Genomic DNA, 19,369 nt, shown 5'->3' on the forward strand with positions numbered 1-19,369 from the left:
GATAGGGGCCTATAGCTCGCATTGACATAAAACCAGGTCAAGATTCAGTCCTTGCGGCGAGCCACTCGCTTCGCGTCATCTCCCATACTTCAACCTGCATGGCCCCGGAGACAAAACGTCCTTCCCGTGTCTCGATCATGCGCATGCCTTCATGTTGGGACACCTTGCGCGAAGCGTGGTTGGCGACGGCCTTGGGCACCTGCATGACCGGGCGCAATAATGTTTCGAACCAGTAGGCGTTGATGACCTTGCAGGCTTCGCGCATGTAGCCGTTCCCCTGATACTGCGGGGCGAGCCAGAAGCCTCTGTGGTTGCCAGGCTGGTCATACAGGCTGATGCTACCGATGCTGCGCTCAGGTTGAGCGAGCGTGCGAATCATCCAGTGCCACTCTCGTCCCGCGGCCATGGCGGGTAGAGCCATATCGCGCACGTAAACCAGCCCGCCATCCTGCGGATATGGCCATGGGACGCGGCTGTCCAGATATCGGACGACCTCCCATTGGGGGAACAACTGCTGCACCGCCGCCGCATCAGTCAGTTGAAGCGGCGTGAGGATCAGGCGGCTGGTGTAAAGTGTGGGGGGGCAATCCATGGCATGAAATCCTTCGCGAGCACTGTGGCGGGTGTGATCGGTACTTTCTCAGACCATTAGCTGGAGTGTCGAGTGTCCGCTTCTGGCCCAGAGTGTGAAAAACGCCTTCGTGAACCCTTGCTATGATTTCTGAGGATTTCATCGCAGGGATCGCCCATGAAGCGCTTTATCCAAGGTGAACATCGAGGCCAAGGCACCTTACTTCCCGAGAGCCTCGACGACTACGTCAGCGATACCAATCCGGTGCGTGTAGTCGACGTCTTTGTCGACGAACTTGACCTAGCCAAGCTGGGTTTTGAAGGTGTCACTCCAGCCGATACTGGTCGGCCTGCTTACCACCCTGAGATCCTGCTGAAAATCTACATTTACGGCTACCTCAACCGCATTCAATCAAGCCGGCGCCTGGAACGAGAAGCCCAGCGCAACATCGAATTGATGTGGCTAACTGGTCGCTTGATGCCCGACTTCAAAACCATCGCCAATTTCCGCAAAGACAATGGCAAGGCAATCCGCGGAGTCTGCCGTCAATTTGTGGTGCTGTGCCAGCAACTGGGATTGTTCTCGGAAGCGCTCGTTGCCATCGACGGCAGCAAGTTCAAGGCGGTCAACAATCGGGATCGGAACTTCACCAGCGCCAAGCTTAAGCGGCGAATGGAGGAAATTGAGTCCAGTATCAATCGCTATCTGACAGCACTCGATACCGCAGACCGTCGCGAGCCTTCCGTTGCCCAGGTCTAAGCCGAACGGCTCCATGACAAGATCGCGGCCTTAAAAGCCAAGATGCAGGAGCTCAAGGAAATCGAGGTACAGCTAAACCAAACACCGGATAAACAGATCTCGCTAACCGATCCTGATGCTCGATCAATGAAAACGCGCGGAACCGGAATGGTCGGCTACAACGTTCAAACGGCGGTCGATGCGAAGCACCACCTGATCGTGGCGCACGAAGTAACGAATGATGGTGTTGATCGAGACCAACTGAGTTCTATGGCCATGCATGCCCGAGCGGCCATGGGTGTCGAAGAACTGTCGGCAGTCGCAGACAGAGGGTATTTCAAGGGTGAAGAAATTCTCGCGTGCCATGAGGCTGGCGTCACCGTTTTCGTACCCAAGACGGTGACCTCGGGAGCGACAGCGGCTGGCCGTTTCGGCAAAGATGATTTCATCTATGACGCATCAACAAACGAGTATCGATGCCCTGCTTGGCAAAGCTTGATCTGGCGTTTTTCACACGTTGAGAAAGGGCTGAAGTTCCATCGTTACTGGAGCTCACACTGTAATAGTTGCACGTTGAAGCAGCAGTGCACGCCCAGTTCTGAGCGGCGAGTTAGCCGCTGGGAGCATGAATCAGTACTCGAGGCGATGCAAAGTCGCCTTGATCAAGCGCCAGAAATGATGCGCATCCGGCGCCAAACGGTTGAGCATCCCTTCGGCACATTGAAGTCCTGAATGGGCTCCACGCATTTCCTTACCAGAACCCTAGGCCGAGTGAGTACCGAGATGAGCCTGCATGTGCTCGCCTATAACCTCAAACGCGTGTTGCGGCTGTTGGGCAGCGATGCCTTGATGGAGGCGATAAAGGCCTGAGGCCTTTTTAGCGGCCTGATAGTGCATCTGGCATGTGCTCCGGGGGCTAAAACCCCAAGCAAAACCAGTAACACCAATTTGGCTTGGTTGAGGCCCCTACAAGTCTTCAGTGCAGTGAAGAGCTACCGATTACTGCACCACAGCCATTGCGTTTTTACACACTCTGGGCCAAAAGCTGCCGGTGGCAACGGGCAGAAGACGTCCGAAGATGTCATTTGCGAAGGAGTGGACCCTGCCTTACATGTAGCATAGATTTTTTAGACGGAGGCTATACATAGAACCTTTGAGCAGTTGTGAGAATTTGACATTCAAGAACCGCATGTACAAAACTAGGCTAGGTGCTCCAGAGGGTTGGGCAGAGGTAGAAGTTGCTCGTTGCTATTGAGATTTTGTTTATTTCGAAAAGCATTTGCCGACATGCACAAGCGAGAAAAGTACCTGCCTCAAGATAGGGAGTATCGATCTATATAAGAGTTTCCACTCTGTTGGGTCAGAGCCCCCTAACGCCCCACTCTTAGGGGAATGACACAATATCTTTGCCAGCAAACTGATTAATTGAATCAGCCTTGAATTTCTTATGCCGCTCACGATGGGCTGGCTTGTCAGCCTTTATTAAGCCTTTCATCAATGCAGCTTTCACCTTCGGATTATTGCATCCCACAATGAGCTCGACCGTCCCCGCCGCATCAGCCACCCAAGTCTTAACTTCATCACTATTCTCATAATTATGGCCAATCTCGAATCTGGATAAATTTAAATCTAGTTTTCCACCCTGCTCCAAAACACTTACTGAGAAATTCTCCTCCGTAACTATCTCGCCAAATGGAATACTTAAATGAAATACACGCGACTGGCCGACACCTCTGACAAAAGGATGCTCATATTCAGTCATATCCTTATTTCCTTTGTAGGACTGATTGCAAGTCTTGCCCGCCGGAATCAAGTTGGATAGTGTCACAGCCAGGAACGGAAATTTAGTTTTCGGATAGAAATGATCAAGATCCGTTCTAAACTTCACGCGATTCCCTTTTGTTTGTATAGGTTCATCATTGCAATACAAACAAATGTGTATCTTCCACTCGTCAGTTATGTCATGACCGATATCCGAGGAGAGTGCCGAGTAGCTAAAAATCTTCTCGAAATCATTGATCCAATCATCAAATAAACTCTTAAATTTTTCTGTCGCTAAATTCTCTCCCTGCGCGGCTTTAGCTATATCCGCCAAGATATCTCTTTTAGCAGAATAGGTTGTAGCCTCTTTCAACGACATCAGTAAGTGACTAATGTAGGTCAGCTGCGGCCCAGCAATTGGCTCTAAATAAGCGATTGCCTGCGCCGACAGCCCATCTAAAATAGCCTTCTCTTCACGCGTTTGGGCGCCATATTTATCTACACCAAGAGGGATAGGTGCATCTTTTATAAAATATGCTGGCCAATATCTATCTGCTAGTTCTGGAAACCTTCCATAAACATCATATATATGGCCAAGAATTTCGCCTGGAAGGCAGTTCAAAAGCTCATTTATTTTAGCTTCATCAAAATACGTAAATCTAGCTTGATACTTAATTGGAAGCGTAAGAATATACGCATTCATTTTCTGCTGAGCTCTCGCAGTAACGCGAAAATCATACTTGGCCTTAAGGTCGGCGCTAGGCAAGAAGTCGAATTTAATCATTCTGCAGAAGGTACTCTCTGACAAATTTGTTGCCCATCCCTTTGATTAACTCCTTATCTAAGGAACTTAAATTCTGAGATTCTGATTTTTCTACAAGCGAGACGATGACTTTTCTCGAGTGCTCGCCGACCGTGGCAGTGAGATGCATTCCATCAATAAATAAGTTTGTAATATTGGTTCCAAAACCAAGTGATTTTTTAATCTCAACCATGCCGCTGGCATCTTTTACTAACGAAACAATATCTTGAGGTAAAAAATCGCTTATAATAATAGGAGAATGCGTGGTAATTATTATCTGTGGTCGCGCGCCTTTCCAACCCAACCTCTCTAGCAACTCAAGATAGGAGTCAAGAAATCCTCGTTGCCACTCAGGGTGAAGGTAAAGGTCTGCCTCATCAATGACTATTATATAACTTGCATTTTTTGATTTTTTCGCGCAATTGTAAGTCTCAGAGAAAAGGTGAATGTAAGCCATTTCCCCCGTGCTGATACCCCTCCACCCCCAATGTATATTGGAAAGTATATTTCTCGGAAGCCTTGCTGACAAATACACCGCTTTGCTTGCAAAGGAAAATTCGTCTAATAAAACAATCAAAGATCCGCTCTCATCGACGGATATGCGGCGACATGAAACTAAGACTTCGGAAATATCACGAAGAGTCTCTAAGCATTCAGAATAAATCGCTTGCATTCTATTGATATCAACGTCAACTGAGCTAATGGACTTGATGCCCCCTTCTTGCTTGTCTTTGATAAATACGTCCCAGTTTTCGTCGTACCTTAGAGCTTCTAGTGACTGAAAAATACTGCGACGGAAATCTAAATCGCCGACGGCAAGAGCGTTGATGAAGTGCACATGCAGGACAGCCAAGACTACTGGGCGCGAAGTGCCTGAGCTTGCTGCGAGCTCGACGATAATCGACGTCGATAGCGCTGCCACTAGAAACTCAAAAATATCCTCTCCACCAGTTGGGTTCAGTATTTCCCTCTTCTTCTGGATAGTATTGTAGGCATTCTCCAACTCCACCCGGCGACTAGGAGAGTACATGTCAGGTCGAACCAAAGATTTCATGCGCCTAAATGAGTCTTGAAATCTGAACTCAAAACCTACATCCTGAACAATATTGCTGCTCGATTGATTCCATCTCAGGTAATCAAGCAAGTTATCAAAGTACATTTTCTTTCGGCTAGCACCCGTAGTATAGTGCTCCAATGATCTTTCTTGGATCAGAGAGTGCTTTTGTTTCCTTTCGTACCCTAATCTAGATTGAGCTGCTGATACGTTATTTATTTTAACTAGGACGGTACTAAATAATTTTGCAAACGCCTCGTAGTCATCATATCTGTCGAGTGGCTCCGGACAATGGAGTACTGGGTAGTTAATTTGGCAAACGTGAATTTTTGAATTTTCATCTAGGAAAATAAGAATTCCGCTGGAGTCTATTGGGAAGTAAACAGACTCTAGAAAGTCCAGAATCGTACTTTTCCCAACGCCATTGGCTCCGATGATCGCAGAACATTGATACCCATTGTAATAGCTGGATGTGTCAACCCTATACTCTATACTAAGATTATATCCGTCAACATCAAACACAGTTTCCCCACCTAGGGAAACATTTAGATCCCGAACACCCTTGTGCTCATTTATATAAATATGAACCAATCTCATAGGAAGGTCTATCTCGACAATTTATTTTCCTTTATCGGTATCAGTAGTTGTCGACGGCATTTGTTAGTTGCGGATCTAGTTGTGATCCTCTACCGAGTATCTTCTTGATGACCTCTCGCGCTTGGGGAGTTAATGGTATATTTATGCTTGTAAGGTCTTCATCTACCGTTATAACTTTTTTGTTTTCAGCGTCAGCGTAGCTAATGGCCTGAAGATTAACGCTGCACTTAAAGCCAACTTGAGGATCAGTGATCTCTACGCTCTGCAAAAGTTGTGCACTTATGCGGGTAGGCTGAAATCTTTCACTAATCGCATAACCACCATCGTTTACAAAGCCACTAAAACTATCTATCTTGTTTGACCCCAAAGGTAGAGAGTCATTTATTACTTTCTGAATATCCTGAATAGAGACGGAAATATTTCTTTTTGCGGCAACCACAAGATGCATAGTCACACCATCTACGATCTTTAAGCGCCGTACTTCTGGGATAGAGGGGTCATTCAAGAAGTCTAATACAGCGGCACGCACTTGCTCCACACTATCTCGATTGGGGACGTGATCAGCACACCCAAAAGCGTCTTTCAGAAATGCACTCTTTGATTTTCCGGTAATGAACTTTAGGTATGCATCTCCATCATTTCTGGGAAAGGTCTCTTTGAATAGCGTCAAGTCAAACATTGCCGCGTGGCGAAGCTCGCTAGTATTAATGCTTGTTAGATCTACTGGTTGGAGATCAGAATCGAAGTCGAATCCATCTTGCTTACCAACAAGTACAGCTAGAAATCTGCCGACATCATCGGCGTCATTCTGAGTCTTGTAATGGATCATCACCAAGTGACCCAAGGTCAAAGTTCCACGACTGGGCAAGTTAGCTTCGTCGCAAGCATTATCAACAAACGCCTTAACAAGCTGATCGAAGTGAATCTTTCCATCTACGAATTTCTGCAAAACTACTGGAGCAATGTGTTGATTTTTAGGAGAAAAATAACCATGAAATTTATTGTTTTTCGCAAACTTTCGCTCAATTACGTTAACAAAATCTAGCGCCGTATCTTTTCTGAGATCCCAGTTTTTTCCTATCTTCGCATCGTAATATGTCAATGCTCCGTTCTGAATTTTGAATAGATCTGCCGTAATTGCATTCAAGACGATCATCTGGTGAAGAGATGACTGAGTAGAGCTTGTTGAAACCATCTTTTCTTCAGGCATATTCAAGATAAATTCCTTTTAAAACAGCTTCAAAATGAGGGCTAGACGCCGGAAAGGGGTGAGTGAGCGGAATCAGGCGCACGCTCCATGATAGTCGTGTCGAAGCGAGAATAGCCTTTTGCCTTCATTGCGCCAATCCCTTCTTGACGGCCTTACGAGGTTCTTCATGCAGCAACTGACAGCCCGCCGGAAATTCGGAACCGTTATGGGTTGGCTCCGCATTCCAGCGTGCAGTACCACTCAGCTCATCTGTCAATGTGCAGACTCTCTAACGCGATGGTAGTGCGTCAATCGGTAGGAGCGCGTTTTTTTAGGTGCTCGACGATCACGCGTCAGGTACTCGAAAGGGTAGAAGGCGCGTTGATCGAAGGGCCGCTTCTGGCCGAAAGCCGCCCGCTTCGAATGACGTGTCCTGGCCGTTCTCGGCTAAGCGCTTTCGTCCAGGTAAAGCGACAGCGCCTCACTCAGGGCTTCAAATGTTTTGGCAATCCGCCCGACGTTGCGCAGGTCATTGTGCATGGCAATCCAAACATCAACGTCGAAGCCGAAGCTGTCAGGCAAAACCCGGATCAGTCCATAGGTCGCTGCGACGGTGGCTGGACATAAGCCAAACCCAAGGCCGTTTCTCAGCGCAGCGAGTTGAGCCAGGTGGTTATCGGTGGCAATAGAAAATGGCTGGTCCTCACACAGTCCCGCCTCGATCAGCCGACGCCTGTCGGCGGATCGTCGGTCGGGGCCAATCAGCGGCGCACGACGCAGGGCCTCAAGACTTGCAGGTTCGCCATAGCGTTCAAGGCATAGCGCACTTGCGTAGAGGCCGACTCGCAGAGCACCAGCACGTCGCACGACGACTTCGGCTTCTCTGGGCCGCACGAGCCGCACAGCGATGTCTGACTCCTGTCGGGCAATGTTCTCCAGCGAATCGTTGATGCTGATTTCAAGCTTCAACGTTGAGTGCCTGTAATGAAACTCGCGCAGCAAACCGGGGAGTACCTCAACGCCCAAAAAGGCGCTGCTGGTGAGCCTGACAGTGCCGCACGATACGTCCGTTTCAGCACTGGCCATGCGATTGAACGCCTCGGCAGCCATCGCCATGGATTCGACATGGTGAACAAGCCCACGTGCCGATGCAGTAGGCACCAGGCCAGCGCAGGTTCGGGTGAACAGCTTCACCCCCAGACCCGTTTCAAGGCTTTCCAGGCGTCGACGAGCCGTTGCCTGCGCAATGCCCAGCAATCTGGAGGCGCCTGACAGGCTGCCACTGCGCAACACTGCCAGGAACACTCGCTGACTTTCCCATTCAAGGCCGCTCATCTATTTCGTACCAACGGTTGCTCCGTTTATTGTCTTCTGCCGGGTTTGAGGAACGTGGATGATGCACGTCTCTTTCGTAACGCAGCAGTATAAGGAGCAATACCATGGGTTTCACCGGTCAATGCCGATGCGGACAAGTCCATCTTCAACTGCAGATTGAAGCACTTGCACCGTTGTACGCATGCCATTGCCTTGACTGCCAGCGCTGGAGCGGCAGTGCTTTTGCCTTGCATATGCTCTGTGCCGCTCAGGCTATTGAGATCTCGGGAAGCACCACGACGTACATCCATACTGCACAAGGACATACCTCTACGCAGTACGCCTGCAGTACGTGTTTCACCCGCCTGTTCAATGAGACTGACGCCGCCCCGGGCATGCGTGTCCTGCGTGCCGGCGTACTCCACGGCGCAGACCGTTTGACGCCCTTGGCGCACATTTGGGTCAAGCGTAAGCAGCCGTGGATTTCGCTGCCGGAAGGCGTAGCGCAGTGGCCGGAAAGCCCAACTGCCGAAGAATTTGCAGTGGCCATCAGCGAACAGGCACCAATTGCTGCACTTTAAGTAACGGGTTAACGACCGAACGTAAGGGGGGGCAGGCATCTTTAAGGCCCACCCTCCTCCGACCCAGCAGCCACCTGCGAGCACAGAGGTCGCCTTTCAATCGAGCAATCTTGTCATTTGCCAAGGCTTAGGGCAGGGTCGATACCACTGATATCTCTGCCAAAGGAGTCACTCCATGTCAAAGCTATATCCCAGTATCGATCCCGAAGGGCTGGTCGAGTACTCAGTGGTCTACACCGACCGCTCGCTCAACCACATGTCGCAGTCGTTTCAAGGCGTGATGAAGAACATCTCCACGACCCTGAAACAGGTCTACAACGCCGAGGCGGTTGCGGTGGTCCCGGGTAGCGGCACATTCGGCATGGAAGCGGTAGCGCGACAGTTTGCCACTGGCCAGCAATGCCTGGTGATACGCAACGGCTGGTTCAGTTATCGCTGGAGCCAGATTCTCGAGATGGGCAACATTCCGGCGGCCACCACGGTGCTCAAAGCCCGACCGGTCGAGGCGGGTCCCCAGGCAGCCTACGCCCCGCCCCCTCTGGACGAAGTGCTGGCGGCCATCGCGGCGCAGAAGCCACAGGTGGTCTTCGCCCCCCACGTTGAAACCTCATCCGGGATGATCCTGCCCGACGAATACATTCGCGCTGTTGGCGACGCCGTGCATGCGGTAGGTGGCCTTTTGGTGCTTGACTGCATCGCCTCAGGCACGATTTGGGTGGACATGCACAAATGCGCAGTCGACTTGCTGATCAGCGCACCGCAGAAAGGCTGGAGCGCCTCCCCTTGCTGCGCGCTGGTGATGCTCAGTTCTTTGGCTCTCGAGCGCATCGAGCAGACGCAGAGCAGCAGCTTCGCCTGCGACCTGAAAAAGTGGCTGCAGATCATGCAGGCCTACGAACAAGGCGGACATGCCTACCATGCAACCATGCCCAGCGATTCCCTGGCGCGGTTCAACGAAGTGATGAAAGAGATGCAAGCCTACGGATTCGACAAAGTCCGCGACGAACAACAGGCGCTGGGTGATCGGGTGCGCGCCATGTTGACTGGCAAAGGCATCAAGAGCGTGGCCGCAGCCGGCTTTCAGGCCCCTGGTGTGGTGGTGAGCTACACCGAAGATGCCGACATCAAGAGCGGCAAGAAATTTGCCGCCCACGGTCTGCAGATTGCCGCCGGCGTGCCGTTGCAATGCGACGAGCCGGCCGACTTCCAGACCTTCCGCATCGGTCTGTTCGGCCTCGAAAAGCTGCACAATATCGATCGCACGATCAGCACCCTTGAGCAGGCGCTGGACGAGGTGATGGCTCACTAAGCCCTTATCTTCAATTGCCCCCGCCGAGGGTCGTAATGCCGTTCACTTAAGCGAACATTAGCATCCTGTGGCGAGGGAGCTCGCTCCCGCTGGGCTGCGCAGCAGTCCCTTTTAGGGCCGCTTCGCGCCCCAGCGGGACGGTGCGGCGATCCGACAAGCTCCCTCGCCACGGGTGTTCGTCCTTAAGTGAACAGCATTACCGCTAAGCAGGTTGAGAAAACGAAACTGGCTTCAAGGCCACAAATCTCTAGATGCGCTGGCAGCACCCATGCCATCGGTATTGTCTAAACCATCATGTTCGTCAGTCGTAAAGGCTGCCCCCTCAATGTGGTAGACCGTCGGTTCTGCCGAAAAATATTCCTCCAAGCCCATCATGAACAGCCGATGGTCTTCGCTCGCTTCGAAGCCCGGCGTGTGATCTTCAAGTGATTGCCATCTCACGATCAGGTTGAACCGCTCAGGGCTTTCGATTCCCTGCGCGAGCAAGTGGCCGCCGTAACCTTTGGCGCGGCGGAGCAAAGGTGCGACGTCGGCAAATGCACGTCGGAACATTTCAATGCGTTCCTTGTGAACGGGGAGCAGAGCGATCTCATAGATCATGGTGTTCCTCTCAATTGACTTGAACGATTAAAAAACATGCGTTTACGCGATAAGCGATGGCTCGACTGCAATCGCAATTTTTCCTCGAATACCGTTGTTCGGACTTTCCAGCCGAGCATGGGCGAGCGCAATGTCCGCAAGCGAATAGACAGCGCCAACGTGTGGCCGCAGCTGGCCGCGCGCAATCAATGCGCTCAACTCATCCAGCTTGCCGCGGTTTTGCCGGGTAAAAACGAAGTGATAACTCGCATTCTTGCCCCACGCCTGAACGAGATTTTGTGGCTGTGCTATGTCCACGATCGAGACGACACGGCCAAGTTGAGCGAGCACGTCGGGGCTGCGGGACAATGTGTTGCCGCCGATGGTGTCGAAAACAACATCAACGCCCTGCCCACCTGTTTCCCGCATGACGGCGTCAACATAATCTTCTTTTTCGTAGTCGATGATCACATCGGCACCCAAGCTGCGGGCGAACTCAGCGTTTGCTGCGCGTACGGTTGTGAACACTCTTGCTCCCATGGCTTTCGCCAGCTGGATCGCGATATAACCGACGCCTCCGGCGCCGCCGTGTACAAGAATGCTTTCACCGACTCTGAGCGCCGCACGCACGACCAGCGCTTCCCACACCGTCCCGCCAACCAAGGTCAGGCTTGCGGCCTCAAGATGGCTCAGCGTGGATGGCTTCTTCGCGACAATGCTTTCGGCAGCGACGTGGTACTCGGCATAGCTTCCTGCCCCATCAAATATCTGCGGGGTGTACCAGACTTCGTCTCCTGGAACGAAGGTCGTCACGCCCGGACCAACGTCTTCGACAACGCCAGATACGTCGTGTCCGGTAATGGCCGGCAGTTGCACCAGGTCGGGATAGTCGCCACGTCGAACCTGATAATCCAACGGATTGATGGAGGTTGCGTGTACCCGCACCAGGACTTGCCCCGCGCGCGGCAAAGGCTTGGGCACCTCGCAGAGTTCAAACGCTTCAGGACCGCCAAATGCTTTAAGTATCATCGCTTTCATAATGAATCCTCGTATCGACAAAATGGGATATCGAGATATCTCGATATGCTGCGGTAAAAAAATTACAGATCTTTCCCTATGATCTCGGCAAGCGCATTGATGGTTGCTTCATTTCGTTTGTAATAGGTCCACTGACCTATTCGCCTGACTTCGACCAGGCCAACACGCTGCAACGTGGCAAGGTAACCGGACACCGTTGACTGCGACAGTCCGATGCCTTCTTGAATACTGCTGACGCACACTCCGACCGTGAGAACGTCACCTTCATCCTGTGGAGGGAAGTTCTTTACGGGATCTTTCAAACCTTTCAAGATTTCAAGACGCGTAGGGTTTGAGAGGGCTTTGAATATTTCGATCAATTCCATAAACCCGAGGATATCGAGATTTATCGATATGTCAATATGAGAATTCAGACAATTCTGTGCTTTTAATTGCAACCGTCCCAAAAAGCAGGCTTCGGAGGCTGGTGTGCGTGGGACCTCCCCCCTTTGGCTAGAGGAAGTTCCCCCCAGAACGCGGCAGGCTTTCCTGTTCTGTGGCCTTCGAAGTGTCTTCCACAACCAATGGTGTCACGGCCGACCGGACCAGCAGTCCGCCGTCAATGTTGAACTCACTGCCAGTGACGGGACGTGCCATCTCGGCGCTTACTCAGCCCAGATGTTGGCTAAAGCCAGGAATGGCCGCTTAACTAGAGGCATCGACGTGTAACCGAGTGACCAACTTGCTGCGCACGGATTCGCCCTTTCCAACCTCCACGGAAAAGCAGCCCATGAAATCAATCCGCTCCCTTCCCTGCGCCATTGCCCTCGCCTCACTCTTCTCGACGCTTTGCCTGACGGCCCATGCCGACGATATACCGTTGGGCAGCAATTCCATGCAGGGCCATATTGTTTCCCGTGTACTGGCCGTTGATCCCGCCAACCACCAGGTCACCATCGAAGGACGTGACAAGAGTCCGGTGCCCATCCAACTCACTGACCAGGCCAAAAACTTGCGCAATCTGAAAGTCGGCGACACGGTCGACATCCATGTGGTTCGCTCAGTGGCTTATGTGCTGGATACCGATGTGGGCGGCACACCCGGCGTTAGCAAGGAATCGATGACCATCCGCGCCACCAAGGACAATCCCAATCCCGGTGGTGAAGCGGTTCGCGAGGTCAAGGTCACGTCCAAGATCACCCGCATTAACTTGAAACAGCATGAGGTGACCTTGCTTCCGCCAGAGGGCGAAGCGACTGTCCTGAAAGTCGAAGATCCGAAGCTTCAGGAAAGAATGAAGAAGCTTCAGGTGGGGCAGACAATCGATGCCATCTATACCGAAGTCATGACGGTCAAAACCTCACGCTGATTGCGTTTGCCGATAACGTGGCCTCGAACAACAGGACTTGAGTTCGATATGACAGATCTGTTCAACGCAATCGGCCTTGGGCTATTGGCTCTGCTGCCACTGACGAACCCGCCTACGACAGTTGCGCTGTTTCTCGCCTTGAGTAAAGGGTTGAGTCACAAGGAAAAAAACACCCAGGCTTTTCTGACGTCGTTCTATGTTTTTCTGATCATGGCAGTGACCTACTACGTAGGCGCGTTTGTCATGGACGCGTTTAACATCTCCATCCCGGGCTTGCGAATGGCCGGTGGCGGTATTCTTATCATCATGGGCTTGAAGATGTTGTTTCCGCCAACTGTTGCCCCCTCTTCCTTGAGCAACGGCCCACAGGAACAACCGAACTTTGCCTTCATCCCGCTGGCCATGCCGAGTACCGCCGGGCCTGGCACCATTGCGATGATCATCAGCTCCGCCGCCACGATCAAAAACAGTACCTTGTTTCCTGCCTGGGTCTTGTTGGTCGCCCCACCGCTGATTTTCCTGTTCACCGCACTCATTCTTTGGGTATGCCTGCGGGGTTCGGGAATCATCATGAAAATCATGGGACAGTCAGGCATTGATGCCATATCACGGCTGATGGGTTTTCTTCTGGTGTGCATGGGCGCGCAATTCGCCATTAATGGTTCAGTGGAAATCATCCAGACCATCATCGACAGCAATGCTCACCTGTTCCGGCATTCGTAACGGACAACTCAAGTACAACGGTTACTCCAGCAGCAAACGCGATGAATAGAGCTACGCTTCTCTGCAATGGAAGGACTTTGGGCAATCCTTCAAAGGGCAGCGGAGCCAAAAGACATGGGTATTGAACAGGATGTTTATCCTGCGACCACCGTTCTGGTGGTCGATGACACGCCAGACAACTTGATGCTGATGGCCGATCTGCTCAAGGACAAATATCGGGTCAAGGCCGCCAACAGCGGCGAAACGGCGTTGCGCATACTGCAAAACAATCCACTGCCGGATCTGATCCTGCTCGACATCATGATGCCGGGGCTGTCCGGTCATGAGGTTGCACGCAAGCTGCAGCAAGACGCACGCACCCGCGACATCCCGATCATTTTTCTTACGGCACTGGCGTCATTGGAAAACGAAATCCAGGGCCTGGAGTTGGGCGCTGTCGACTACATCACCAAACCCATCAGTCCGTCATTGGTCCTGGCTCGGGTGCAGACCCAACTGAAGATCAAGGCCGCGGCTGACTTCCTTCGCGATCAGAATGAGTTCCTTGAACAGGAGGTCCAGCGCCGCACTCGCGAGGTGGTGGCTATTCAGGATGTCACTATCCACGCCATGGCTTCTCTGGCCGAGACCCGCGACAACGAGACGGGTAACCATATCCGCCGCACCCAACACTACGTCAGGCTGCTGGCTGAATTGCTGCGCGATCACCCGCGTTTCAATCCAGTGCTCAACGATGACAGCATCCGCCAGTTGTTCAGGTCGGCGCCGCTGCACGATATCGGCAAGATCGGCATTCCGGATCACATCCTGCTCAAACCGGGGCGGTTCACTGCGGATGAATTTGAAATCATGAAGACCCACACCACGTTGGGCCGCGACGCCATTCAGCGTGCCGAGGACCAGTTGGGGCTTTCAGTGGACTTTCTGCGCGTGGCCAAGGAAATCGCCTACAGCCACCAGGAAAAGTGGGACGGCAGCGGCTATCCGCAGGGATTGGTCGGCGAAGAAATTCCAGTCAGTGCCCGATTGATGGCGGTTGCGGACGTTTATGACGCGTTGATCAGTCGTCGTGTGTACAAGGCCGGAATGCCGCACGAACAGGCCGTGGAGATCATTCGTCAGGGGCGCGCGAGCCACTTCGATCCTGACGTGTGCGATGCCTTCCTTGCCAATGCCGAGCAATTCCATGCCATTGCCGAGCGGTTTACGGACAGCGATCAGGACATGACGAGGCTGGCCGACCTGCAACGCCTTTCGCAAAAGCCCTGAGCGGTGAACACGTCGGTTTTTCATTAACGGGAATTGCCATGACCAGAGTGCTCGCGCTGCTGGAACGTCTGCCGCTTCGCATCAAATTGATCCTCGGCTTCGGGACATTAGGGGCGCTGGTTCTGATACTCGGCGTGCAAAGCCTGCGTGCCCAAGACTTGTTGAAAGCCGATATGCAGAGGCTGTACCGGCAAGAGTTGGCGGGCATCGAACCGCTGCAGGAAGCGAGAGTGCTGATGCCGCATCTCGTACAGGGATTGCAGCATGCCGTCGATGGCGGCAATGAAGTTGTTCGTAGCAAGGGCGTCACGCAATTTCGCGAGTCTCGGCAACATCTGCAAGAAGCGCTGCTGCAAATCCAACCGACCCTCTGGCGCCAGGAGAACCAGGAGCGGTTCGCCACATTCGAGATTTTGCTGAAGCGTTTACTGCACGACGGTGAGACCGCACTGGAACTGGCGAGTGCCGGGGATCAAGTGCAAGCCAATCGGCTGATCAATAGTGTCGTGTTCCAAAGCCTGGATGAGCGCGCAGACGACTTGCTCAAACAAGTGGCGAGCGTCAAACAGGCCTCCATTCATGACACGGCCAAACAGATCGCCGAATCCGCCGGGCGCAGTACCCGGCTCACTTATGTGTTGCTGTTCGGTGGCCTGGCACTGGCGTGGTTGATGGGTTGGTTGATCAGCCGCTCGATTCGCCTGCCCCTCTACCAGGTTCGCGCCGCCGTAGACGAACTGACCGCCGGCCATCTGGATGGGACGATCCCCCACACCGATCTGCAAAATGAAACGGGGGATCTGGCGCGTGCCATCGCGACGCTGCAAACCGAGTCGCAACAATTGGAGCGCCAACGCTGGGTCAAGGCGCAAACCGAGCAGCTGCAGGCCGATTTGCCGCAAGCGGAAACGCCACGCGAGCTGACACAGGTCTTTTTGCGGCATATGGCGAGCATGTTGGGTGTATGCCGGGGCGTGCTCTATAGCGTGCAAGAGCAGGATGAAAGCCTGCAACTGATTGGCAGCTACGCGACCGATCCTGATTACCCGCCGGCGCCGACGGTGATGATGGGAGCCGGCCTGTTGGGGCAATGCGCGCTGGATCGGGCGCCGCGTGAATTGCAGGGACTTGGCCAGTCGCTGGGACGCTTGCATTCGCAGTTGGGTGAAGTGCCGGCCAGCTATCTGCTGGTTCAGCCGGTATTACGCGGTGAACGTTTGCTCGGCGTGCTCGAACTGGCGGGTCATCAACCGCTGGGGCCTCGTGAACAGGCGTTATTACAGGAGGCCATGCCGCGCCTCGCCGGTGCCATGGCGGTGATGGAACGTAATTTGGCGGTGCAATCCTTGTTGATCGAAACTCGTCGCCAGGCTGATGAAATGGGTGAGCAGGCCTTGCGCCTGGAGCTGCAATCGCAGGAACTGGAAAAGCAACAGAGCGCCTTGCGTGCCACCAAGGCCTGGTATCGGGCGATCCTCGAGGCCGCGCCGGACGGCATGATCGTCATCAATGCCGAAGGCGCAATCCTGATGACCAATCCGCAATTGGACACGCTGTTCGGTTATGCCCCGGGCGAGTTGGTGGGCGAGTCCATCGAGCGCCTGGTGCCTGAAGCCGCACGCGGGCGGCATGTGAGTTTGCGCGATGGCTTCATTGCCCATGGCAGCACCCGGCAGATGGGCGCCAAGCTGGAGGATCTCAAGGGCCTTCGCAAGGACGGCAACCTGTTTTCCGTAGAGATCGGCCTGTCGCACTTGCCGCTGCTGGAAGGTCGTGGCACGTGCATATGCGCTTCGGTTCGCGATGTCAGCGAGCGTCGGCAAATGCAAGCGGCGCTCAAGTCCAGCGAAACGCAGTTGCGTGCGGTATTGGACAGCAGCCCGGTGGCCATGCTGATCCGTGACGATGAGGGGCGCCTGAGTTACTGCAATCCGGAGCTGGAGGGCCTGTTTGGCGTCGACCGCGAGCAATTGGGCGAGATGGATGAAAGCCAGTTCTGGTGCGATGCGCAAGCACGCGGGCGCTTCCTGGACGCCGCCGCCAGGGGCGCGGTTTTGAACTTCGAGGCCAGTCTGCAGCGCGATGGAGGAGAACGTTTCGAGGTCTTGCTCTCGGCTGTTCCTTTGACGCTGGGTGAGCGCCGCATCAGCGCCAGTTGGTATTACGACATCACCGATCGCAAGGCCGCCGAGGCACACGTGCAGCACGCCCGGGAAATCGCCGAAGAGGCGACACGGGCCAAGAGTGAATTCCTCGCCAACATGAGCCATGAGATCCGCACACCGATGAACGCCATTATCGGCATGAGTCATCTGGCGCTGCGCACCAATCTGGACAACCGGCAACGCAACTACATTGTGAAGGTGCATCGCTCGGCGGAAAGCCTGCTGGGGATCATCAACGACATCCTCGATTTCTCCAAGATCGAGGCTGGCAGGATGGACCTGGAACTCATTCCATTCCGCCTCGAAGACGTGCTGGAGAACTTCACTAACGTGGTGGGCCTGAAGGCCGAGGACAAAGGCCTGGAGCTGCTCTACAGCACGGTCGCCGATTTGCCGACCGCGCTGATTGGCGACCCGTTGCGCCTCGGCCAAATCCTGGCCAACCTGGGCAACAACGCGACGAAGTTCACTGAACAGGGTGAAATTGTGTTGGGCATCGAGCGCCTGGGAACTGCCGAGGGCAAGGTCGAACTGCACTTCTGGGTGCGCGACACCGGTATCGGCATGAGCGAAGAGCAATGCCAGCGAATTTTTCAGTCGTTCATGCAGGCCGACAGTTCTACAACGCGCAAGTACGGCGGCACAGGCCTGGGCCTGGCGATTTCCAAGCGTCTGGTGGAAATGATGGAGGGACGTATCTGGGTCGAGAGCGCACTGGGCAGCGGTTCGACGTTTCACTTTTGCGTACGTCTGGGCGTACAGGCAAATGCCCCTGCGCGACGGATGTTCACCGCCGATGAATTGCTGGGTATCCGCGTGTTGGTGGTCGATGACAACGCCAGTGCCCGGGAGATTCTTTCGGGCATGGCGCACAGCTTCGGTGTCGAAGTGGACGTCGCCGAAAGTGGTCGCATGGCCCTGCGCATGCTGGCGCAGGCCGAGAAGAATTCGTTGCCCTTCGACGTCGTTCTGATGGACTGGCGGATGCCGGGCATGGATGGCGTCGAGACGGTCCGCCAGATGCGTTCGGCCAATCTGGCGCGTACACCGTCAGTCATCATGGTCACGGCACTCGACCGCGAGGAGTTGCTTGAACAGGCCAGGCGCGAGCACGTGCAACTGCCGGTGGTACTGACCAAACCGGTCACTCCCTCCACCTTGCTCGAAGCCATAGGCAGCGTGTTCGGCAAACTGCCGCAAACCGGCACACGCGCCAGTGAACGCAGCGAGCAGAGCGCTGACAATATCGCACGCTTGAAAGGCGCGCGGCTGCTGTTGGTGGAGGACAATGAGCTGAACCGTGAGCTGGCGTGCGACTTGTTGCAAGAGGCCGGCATAACGCTGGAACTGGCTTTTGATGGTCAACAGGCACTTGATCTGCTGGCACGCGACAGCGATTTCGACGGTGTGCTGATGGACTGCCAGATGCCGGTAATGGACGGCTATACCGCGACCCGCCGGATTCGTCAGCAGTCGCACCTGGCCGCACTACCGATCATCGCCATGACCGCCGACGCCATGACCGGAGACCGCGAACGCGCCCTCGCCTGCGGCATGAATGACCACCTGACCAAGCCATTGGACGTCGAGGCCATGTTCGCCACGTTGGCCGGCTGGATCAAACCAAGGCGCGGTCGTCGAGGCCGGGAGCAGGAGGTGAACGATCCCGAAACATCCGAACAGTTGCCCGCTGAGCTTGAAGGTATCGATCAGGTCGCAGGATTAGCCGCCTGTTCAGGCAAGCGCGACCTTTACCTGCGGCTGTTGCGCACATTCCATGCAGCCCAGATCAGCTTTGTCGAGCAGTTCCAGGCAGCCCTCGCCGACACCGATCCGACCGCGGCCATGCGCGCGGCTCATACCCTGCGCGGTTGCGCCGGCAACATTGGGGCCAAGGCTTTAGCGCAGACCGCTGCGCAGTTGGAGCAAGCCTGCCGGGCTGGCGAAACGAGTAGTGTCGTGCAGAGCCATTTGGCTGAGGTGCAACAATGCTTGATGCCGGTGTTGAACGCGCTTGCTCGTCTTGGCGCAGCCAGTCCACCGATTGCGCAGCAGGCGTCTCAACCCTCAACGGAGCTCAAGCAGCAGCTCACTCGGCTCGGGCAATTATTGGCTGAGAGCGACACCGCCGCCTTTGAAGCGCTCGAGGAGATCCGTCGGTTGGCGCTCGATGTCGCACTGGCCAAGCGCCTGAGCCGGGTGGCGCATGAGCTTGAACGCTTTGACTTTGACCGGGCCTTGGCGTTGTTGCAAAGCGAAGTCAAACTATCCATCGATGACAGTCAGCTGGGGAGTTTTGGGGGAAGCCAACTTTAATTTGGAAGACATCTC

Annotated in this window: 14 protein-coding genes and 1 pseudogene; 7 read left to right on the forward strand and 8 right to left on the reverse strand. The window is 54.0% G+C overall.

Annotated features, from left to right (window positions below):
• Positions 1-37: 37 nt before the first annotated feature.
• Positions 38-592 carry a GNAT family N-acetyltransferase gene (locus D8U18_RS04715; protein WP_056856626.1) on the reverse strand — a complete coding sequence of 185 codons (555 nt, stop codon included), beginning with the start codon at positions 590-592 and terminating at the stop codon, positions 38-40.
• A gap of 156 nt (positions 593-748) precedes the next feature.
• Between D8U18_RS04715 and D8U18_RS04720 the strand changes: the two are divergent.
• A pseudogene (locus D8U18_RS04720) lies at positions 749-2,179 on the forward strand (IS1182 family transposase).
• Positions 2,180-2,693: 514 nt separating this feature from the next.
• Here the strand turns inward: D8U18_RS04720 and D8U18_RS04725 are convergent.
• The 4 genes from D8U18_RS04725 to D8U18_RS04740 form a co-directional block, all read right to left on the reverse strand.
• Complete coding sequence (locus tag D8U18_RS04725; RefSeq protein ID WP_131107135.1) at positions 2,694-3,854, reverse strand: hypothetical protein; 1,161 nt, start codon at positions 3,852-3,854, stop codon at positions 2,694-2,696.
• Positions 3,847-5,523 carry an AAA family ATPase gene (locus D8U18_RS04730; protein WP_131107136.1) on the reverse strand — a complete coding sequence of 559 codons (1,677 nt, stop codon included), beginning with the start codon at positions 5,521-5,523 and terminating at the stop codon, positions 3,847-3,849. The genes D8U18_RS04725 and D8U18_RS04730 overlap by 8 nt, the downstream gene beginning before the upstream one ends.
• Before the next feature lie 40 nt (positions 5,524-5,563).
• Positions 5,564-6,733: a nucleoid-associated protein gene (locus D8U18_RS04735; protein ID WP_241664291.1), complete on the reverse strand. Its 1,170-nt coding sequence runs from the start codon at positions 6,731-6,733 to the stop codon at positions 5,564-5,566.
• A 426-nt stretch (positions 6,734-7,159) separates the two neighbouring features.
• On the reverse strand, positions 7,160-8,047 hold the full coding sequence (locus D8U18_RS04740) for a LysR family transcriptional regulator (RefSeq protein ID WP_131107138.1): 888 nt from the start codon (positions 8,045-8,047) through the stop codon (positions 7,160-7,162).
• Positions 8,048-8,151: 104 nt separating this feature from the next.
• On the opposite strand from D8U18_RS04740, the gene D8U18_RS04745 reads away from it, so the two are divergent.
• Positions 8,152-8,607 carry a GFA family protein gene (locus tag D8U18_RS04745; RefSeq protein ID WP_131107139.1) on the forward strand — a complete coding sequence of 152 codons (456 nt, stop codon included), beginning with the start codon at positions 8,152-8,154 and terminating at the stop codon, positions 8,605-8,607.
• Positions 8,608-8,782: 175 nt separating this feature from the next.
• Positions 8,783-9,916, forward strand: coding sequence for an aminotransferase class V-fold PLP-dependent enzyme (locus D8U18_RS04750; protein ID WP_131107140.1), 1,134 nt, complete (start codon positions 8,783-8,785; stop codon positions 9,914-9,916).
• 231 nt (positions 9,917-10,147) lie between these two features.
• Here D8U18_RS04750 and D8U18_RS04755 read toward each other — a convergent pair whose 3' ends face one another.
• The 3 genes from D8U18_RS04755 to D8U18_RS04765 form a co-directional block, all read right to left on the reverse strand.
• Positions 10,148-10,516, reverse strand: a complete 369-nt coding sequence (locus D8U18_RS04755) for an antibiotic biosynthesis monooxygenase (protein WP_131107141.1) — start codon at positions 10,514-10,516, stop codon at positions 10,148-10,150.
• A gap of 42 nt (positions 10,517-10,558) precedes the next feature.
• Positions 10,559-11,533 (reverse strand): zinc-dependent alcohol dehydrogenase family protein, encoded by a 975-nt coding sequence (locus D8U18_RS04760; RefSeq protein WP_131107142.1) that lies wholly within the window; start codon positions 11,531-11,533, stop codon positions 10,559-10,561.
• A gap of 62 nt (positions 11,534-11,595) precedes the next feature.
• Complete coding sequence (locus D8U18_RS04765) at positions 11,596-11,898, reverse strand: metalloregulator ArsR/SmtB family transcription factor (protein WP_056856632.1); 303 nt, start codon at positions 11,896-11,898, stop codon at positions 11,596-11,598.
• Between the two features lie 404 nt (positions 11,899-12,302).
• Here D8U18_RS04765 and D8U18_RS04770 point away from each other — a divergent pair, with 404 nt between their 5' ends.
• From D8U18_RS04770 to D8U18_RS04785, 4 genes are all read left to right on the forward strand, one after another.
• Positions 12,303-12,881: a hypothetical protein gene (locus D8U18_RS04770; protein WP_131107143.1), complete on the forward strand. Its 579-nt coding sequence runs from the start codon at positions 12,303-12,305 to the stop codon at positions 12,879-12,881.
• 48 nt (positions 12,882-12,929) lie between these two features.
• Positions 12,930-13,604, forward strand: a complete 675-nt coding sequence (locus tag D8U18_RS04775) for a MarC family NAAT transporter (RefSeq protein WP_130930226.1) — start codon at positions 12,930-12,932, stop codon at positions 13,602-13,604.
• 114 nt (positions 13,605-13,718) lie between these two features.
• Entirely contained in the window at positions 13,719-14,873 is a 1,155-nt protein-coding gene (locus D8U18_RS04780; protein WP_130930225.1) for a two-component system response regulator, read from the forward strand.
• Between the two features lie 38 nt (positions 14,874-14,911).
• Positions 14,912-19,354, forward strand: a complete 4,443-nt coding sequence (locus D8U18_RS04785) for a response regulator (protein WP_131107144.1) — start codon at positions 14,912-14,914, stop codon at positions 19,352-19,354.
• Positions 19,355-19,369 lie beyond the last annotated feature (15 nt).

It is taken from the genome of Pseudomonas sp. Sample_10 (assembly GCF_004321495.1).
Taxonomy (GTDB): domain Bacteria; phylum Pseudomonadota; class Gammaproteobacteria; order Pseudomonadales; family Pseudomonadaceae; genus Aquipseudomonas.